The 4,191-nt window shown below is 63.6% G+C and carries 7 protein-coding genes; 2 read left to right on the top strand and 5 right to left on the bottom strand.

Going from position 1 to position 4,191, the window contains the following annotated elements; translation table 11 throughout:
• The coding region (tsaD, locus tag GO615_RS27200; RefSeq protein ID WP_169132976.1) for a tRNA (adenosine(37)-N6)-threonylcarbamoyltransferase complex transferase subunit TsaD at positions 1-773 on the top strand (773 nt) is incomplete at its 5' end.
• A 16-nt stretch (positions 774-789) separates the two neighbouring features.
• On the opposite strand, the gene plsY is transcribed toward tsaD, so the two are convergent.
• Entirely contained in the window at positions 790-1,383 is a 594-nt protein-coding gene (gene plsY / locus GO615_RS27195; RefSeq protein WP_169132975.1) for a glycerol-3-phosphate 1-O-acyltransferase PlsY, read from the bottom strand.
• 41 nt (positions 1,384-1,424) lie between these two features.
• Between plsY and GO615_RS27190 the strand changes: the two genes are divergently transcribed.
• Positions 1,425-1,802, top strand: a complete 378-nt coding sequence (locus tag GO615_RS27190; RefSeq protein WP_169132974.1) for a dihydroneopterin aldolase — start codon at positions 1,425-1,427, stop codon at positions 1,800-1,802.
• A 41-nt stretch (positions 1,803-1,843) separates the two neighbouring features.
• On the opposite strand, the gene GO615_RS27185 is transcribed toward GO615_RS27190, so the two are convergent.
• The 4 genes from GO615_RS27185 to GO615_RS27170 all read right to left on the bottom strand — a co-directional run.
• Complete coding sequence (locus tag GO615_RS27185; RefSeq protein WP_169132973.1) at positions 1,844-2,212, bottom strand: H-NS histone family protein; 369 nt, start codon at positions 2,210-2,212, stop codon at positions 1,844-1,846.
• Positions 2,213-2,385: 173 nt separating this feature from the next.
• Positions 2,386-2,874, bottom strand: a complete 489-nt coding sequence (gene ybaK / locus GO615_RS27180) for a Cys-tRNA(Pro) deacylase (RefSeq protein WP_169132972.1) — start codon at positions 2,872-2,874, stop codon at positions 2,386-2,388.
• 52 nt (positions 2,875-2,926) lie between these two features.
• Positions 2,927-3,841, bottom strand: coding sequence for a site-specific tyrosine recombinase XerD (gene xerD / locus GO615_RS27175; protein ID WP_169132971.1), 915 nt, complete (start codon positions 3,839-3,841; stop codon positions 2,927-2,929).
• On the bottom strand, positions 3,838-4,191 hold a 354-nt coding region (locus GO615_RS27170), incomplete at its 5' end, for a methylated-DNA--[protein]-cysteine S-methyltransferase (protein ID WP_169132970.1). The genes GO615_RS27170 and xerD, both read right to left, overlap by 4 nt.

The following is a 4,191-nucleotide window of genomic DNA, read 5'->3' as shown; positions in this document are numbered from 1 at the left end:
GGGCTTTGCTGGTAGGGGCAAGCTACGCGGAGGCGCTGGGGATGTCGCTGGGTGTCCCGGTGCTGCCCGTGCATCATCTCGAGGGGCATCTGCTGTCGCCGCTGTTGTCCGCGGATCCGCCTGAGTTTCCGTTCGTCGCGCTGCTGGTTTCCGGTGGACATACCCAGCTCATGCAGGTGACCGGGGTTGGGGAGTACGTCCTGTTGGGCGAGTCGCTCGACGACGCGGCGGGCGAGGCATTCGACAAGACGGCGAAGCTGATCGGTCTCGGTTATCCCGGTGGCCCCCAATTGGCGGCGCTTGCCGAGCGCGGGCACGCAGGGCGGTTCCGGCTGCCGCGGCCGATGCTCAAGTCCGGCGATCTCGATTTCAGTTTCAGCGGATTGAAGACTGCAGTGCTGAACGTCGTTTCCGGTCCCGAGTGGAAACCCGAAGATGCTGCCGATCTGGCGGCCGACTTTCAGGAAGCCGTGGTCGACGTGCTATGCACCAAGGCGCTCAAGGCGCTGGAGTTGACGGGGCTGTTGCGGCTGGTGGTGGCTGGTGGCGTGGGCGCCAACCGCAAGCTGCGCCAGCGTCTCGACGCGGCAACGCGACGCAAGGGGTGGAGGGTGTATTACCCTGAGCCGGCGCTGTGTACCGACAACGGTGCGATGATTGCCTTTGCGGGGGGGCGCCGGATGGCGGCCGGCGAGGCGCCCGAGGCGGCCTGTGCCGTCCGGGTGTACCCACGCTGGCCGTTGGCGGCGTTGCGTGCGCCAGGTGCCGCCTGACGCGACCGGGGTGCGTTCAGGCCTTGCGACCGCCGATGCGGCCTTCGGTGCCGTTGAGCAGTTTGCGGATGTTGGAGTTGTGGCGCCAGATCAGGATTGCCGCGATGAGCGCGAGAACGCCGGTCACCGGCGTGGGGCCCAGCAGGACGTAGCCGGCGACGGGGGTGGCCAGTGCGGCGGACAAGGCTGCGGCGGACGAGTAGCGAGTGGTGAATGCGACCGCGAGCCAGGTTGCCAGTGCAGCCAGTGCAACCCAGGCGTTGATCCCGAGCAGCACGCCAAGTGCGGTGGCGACGCCCTTGCCGCCGTTGAAGCGCAAGAACACGCTGAAGACGTGACCGAGGAAGGCCGCAAGGCCGGCCAGGGCTGTGTCGGTGGCGTCGAAGCCGAGGCGGCTGGCGCCCCATGCCGCGAGCCACCCCTTGGCGCAGTCGCCGACCAGGGTCAGCAACGCGGCGGCCTTGTTGCCGCTACGCAGGACATTGGTGGCGCCCGGGTTGCCGGAGCCGTACTTGCGCGGGTCGGCGAGGCCGAAAAGGCGGCTGGAGACGATGGCAAAGGGAATGGAGCCGAGCAGGTAGGCGGCCAGCAATAGAAGCAGCAGGGTCATTTTTTCACCTAGAATTGCCGCGATTCTAATCGGGAAGCGACATGGATTTCATTTTCATCGAGGAATTGAGGGTACAGGCCTGGGTCGGCATCTATTCGCGCGAAAAGGCTGCACCGCAGACGCTGGAGCTCAACCTCACGTTCGGAGTCCCGGATTCGGCGGCGGAGCAGGACGACATCGCCGACACGATCGACTATGCGGAGGTGATCGAACGAATCCGCAAGGAGCTCGCCGAGCGTCACTTCAACCTGATAGAAACCCTCGGAGAATTCGTCGTGAAGCTTCTGTTCGACGAATTCGGTGCCCCCTGGGTGAAGATACGCATCGCCAAGCTGGGGGTCATGAAAGGGGTGCGACGAGTCGGTGTGTATATCCAGCGCGGCCGGGATGGGGTCTCCCTTCCTCCGGCCGCGGGCTGAAACAACAAGCCTTCGTCGGGGCATCAAATGCCCCGGACTGCTTATTTCGCCGCGACGGCTTCGAGTTCTGCGAGCGGCTTGTTTTGGGCAAGCCAGTCGATCACCCACTGCGGCTTGCGGCCGCGGCCGCTCCAGCCGATTTGCGGATTTGCCGGATTGCGGTATTTCACGGCGACCGGTGCGGCCTTCTTGCCTGCTGCTTTCGTCCGGCGCTTGGTGGGCGCACTCTTTTCTTCCGCAGCCGCGGCGCTGGGGAGCAGGTCGCTCAGCGACAGGCCTTCCTCGGCCGCCATCTTCTGCATTTTCTTCAGGAGGTCGCGGCGGGCGGAATCGCTGCGTCGACGGATCTCCGTTTCGACCTTGGATTGCAGGCGGCGCAATTCGGTCAGCGACATCTTGGCCAGTTCCATGTTTTCTCCGGTTTCAATTGTTATTGATCTGATTTCCGATCAGGGCAATCATCCTTGGGTACGCTGTGCTTCACTGGCGTCAGGGTGATTGGCTGCGCTTATTCTGCCAGCAATTTCGGCGAATTAGAATCAGGAGACGAATTGAAATCGTAATCGGCGTCAGGAAAGTGCGTTCAAATCGAGGCGCTGACCAGTTCCGGCTGCAATACGCGCATTATCTCGTGGGGGCTGACTCCGACCAGAAAGCCGCGTCGGCCCCCATTGATATAGACGAGCGGGAGGTCGAGAATCGTGCGTTCCATGTAGATGGGCATGCGTTTGCGCAAGCCGAACGGGGATGTGCCGCCGACCAGGTAGCCGGAGTGCCGATTTGCAGTTTCAGGGGCACAGGGTTCGACGCGTTTTCTGCCCGTCTGGCGTGCCAGTTCCTTGGTGGATACCTTGCAATCGCCATGCATGAGCACGATCAGCGGAGCGGCATTTTCATCTTCCATGACCAGCGTCTTGACCACGGCGTGTTCGGGAACATTGAGCTCGCGCGACGATACTTTCGTCCCTCCGTGGGCCTCGTAATCATAGAGGTGCGCGGAAAAGGCGACGCCGTGCTGCTTGAGGAAACGCGTGGCCGGCGTTTCGGGTGCGTGCGTATCCTGTTTGCTCATGATGGTGCTCCGAATTGCGAATCTGGTTTGAAAGCGTATTTGAGGAAATGATTCATCCGCGCGGATGGTGCAGGGAATGGAGTGCCTTGAGGCGCTCTCGTGCGACGTGCGTGTAGACCTGGGTCGTCGATATGTCGGCATGGCCGAGCAGCATCTGGACTACACGCAAATCGGCGCCGTGGTTGAGGAGGTGGGTCGCGAAGGCGTGGCGCAAGGTGTGCGGGGAGATGCTGGCGGCGGGAATGCCGGCGGTCATCGCGTATTGTTTTACGATGCGCCAGAACATCTGGCGGGTCATTCCGCTGCCGCGCCGGCTGACGAATACATCGTCGCTGCTTTTCCCTGCGAGCAGGTCCGGGCGGGCATCCCGCAGATAATTGCCAAGCCAGTCGATGGCTTCCTCGCCGAGGGGAACGAGCCGTTCCTTGCTGCCTTTTCCCATTACGCGGACGACACCGTCAGCGAGACTGGTGGAAAATATCTTGAGTCCCACAAGCTCCGAAACTCGCAATCCGGTGGCATAAAGCACTTCAAGCATGCTGCGGTCGCGCAGGCCGATGGGCGTGGTGACGTCGGGTGCTGCGAGCAGGGAATCCACCTGTGTTTCGGTAAGGGTCTTCGGAAAGCGCTCGCTGCGCATCGGCGGATCGAGCAGGGTGGTGGGATCGGTCCCGATACGCCCCTGGGCTAGCAGATGACGGTAATACCGGCGCCAGGCGGCGAGCAGACGTCGTTGGCTGGCGGGCTTGGCGCGGCGGCTGAATTCGGCGAGGTAGGCTGCGAGGTCGGGTGGGCCTGCTTGCTGGAGTTGGGTGCCGCGTTCATGGAGCCAGAACGCGAATAGGGCGAGGTCGCTGCGATAGCCCGCCAGGGTATTGCGCGCGAGCCCGTGCTCGAGCCACATCGCGTCGTTGAAACTGTCGAGTGCGGCCCGGGTGGCGGCGTCGAGCGCATTCTCGATGCTCACCGGCAGGCCTCGAAGCGCAGCAGCCAGCGCTTGGTGTCGAGCAGGTAGCCGCCGGTCGAATTGGCAAAGCCCCCGATTCCTCCGCCGGCGGCCATCACGCGGTGGCAGGGCACGATGATGGGGAAGGGGTTGGCTCCACAGGCTTGACCCACGGCGCGTGCGGCGCTGCCGATTTCCGCGGCAATTTCACCGTAGGTGCGATGCGCGCCGCGCGGGATGGCAGCAATCGCTGACCAAACCCGCCGCTGAAACGCCGTGCCGCGCTCCGCGAGCGGTAGGTCGAAGGGGCGGTCGGGGTCGTCGAGCCACTCCAGCAGTTGCGTCGCAGCCCGTTCGGCAAGCGGATTCTC

This window comes from Aromatoleum evansii (genome assembly GCF_012910805.1).
Lineage (GTDB): Bacteria > Pseudomonadota > Gammaproteobacteria > Burkholderiales > Rhodocyclaceae > Aromatoleum > Aromatoleum evansii.
This window is presented reverse-complemented; position numbering and strand designations above follow the sequence as displayed.